This window comes from Cryobacterium sp. TMT3-29-2, assembly GCF_004564305.1.
GTDB classification, from domain to species: domain Bacteria; phylum Actinomycetota; class Actinomycetes; order Actinomycetales; family Microbacteriaceae; genus Cryobacterium; species Cryobacterium sinapicolor.
In genome coordinates, this window is record NZ_SOGK01000082.1 from 1 (window position 1) to 1,242 (window position 1,242).

At 61.5% G+C, this 1,242-nt stretch carries 1 protein-coding gene; it reads left to right on the forward strand.

All coding sequences use genetic code 11. The features are described from left to right. Positions 1-104: 104 nt before the first annotated feature. Positions 105-1,235, forward strand: a complete 1,131-nt coding sequence (locus tag E3O67_RS09615; protein WP_135102558.1) for an IS30 family transposase — start codon at positions 105-107, stop codon at positions 1,233-1,235. Positions 1,236-1,242: the final 7 nt, after the last annotated feature.

Consider the following 1,242-nt stretch of genomic DNA (forward strand, 5'->3'; position numbering starts at 1 on the left):
GACAGTTTCAAGCGGTCAATGCAAGGGTGTGGTTCCGGTGACCTCCTAATCTGCTTCTTAGGAGGAGTGAAATGGGACGGAAACCAAAACCACCGGAGCAACGCATGGCGTTCTTTGCGGCGCGTGCGTCGGGCGCGTCGCTTCGAAAGTCCGCAGCGCTGGCGGGGATATCGAAGTCGACGGCCTGTCTGTGGCTCAAACAGTCTGGTGGTGTCCGACCGCGGGCGACGAAGCCGCGGTCGGCGTTTCGGTTGTCGCTCGACGAGCGTGAGACCATCTCCCTCGGCGTCGCTGCAAGTCGGTCACTGACGTCAATCGCCGCCGAGTTAGGACGCCCGGTCTCCACTGTGTCGCGGGAGGTGCTCCGCAACAGTGGGAGAAACGGATACCGTGCGGCTCATGCGGAACGTCTCGCAGAGGCCCGCAGCCGGCGGCCTCGACTCGGGAAACTTGCCTTGGACGATCGTTTGCGCGAGCACGTGGAATCCAAACTCAAGGTCTGCTGGTCTCCGCAACAGATCTCCAAGCGCCTGATCACGGAGTTCCCGGGCGACTTGGGCATGCGGGTGTCTCACGAGACCATCTACACCTCACTCTTCGTGCAGGCCCAACCCGGTCTCCGAGCTGAATTGACAGCAATGCTCAGGACCCGGCGACTGCGCCGTCATCCGCAACGGCGCGTTGACTCCGGCGGAAAGAGGTCACGGATACCGGGCCTCGTGCCCCTGAAGGAACGCCCCGCCGAAGCGAACGACCGCAAGACACCAGGCCACTGGGAGGGCGACATGATCGTCGGGCGCTACAGCACGTCCCACATCGTGACCCTGGTTGAACGCCACAGTCGCGCCCTAATCGCCGTCCCACTCCCACACGGAGCCAAGAGCGAAATCGTAATCGCGGCTCTCATCGAAACCTTCAACAAGCTGCCCGCTCCCATGCGCCGAACGCTGACGTGGGATCGCGGCAACGAAATGGCCCGTCACGCTGATTTCACAACAGCGACCGGGATTCCAGTGTTCTTCTGCGACGCATACTCACCCTGGCAACGCGGCACGAACGAAAACACCAATGGCCTGCTTCGCCAGTACCTCCCCAAGAGCACCGATCTCAACCTCACCGACACAGCGAGACTCGACGAGATCGTGGCAGAACTCAACAATCGCCCACGGAGAACATTGGGATGGCAGACTCCTCATGAGGTCTTCAGCACCGCATGCGTTGCCTTGACCGCTTGAAACTGTC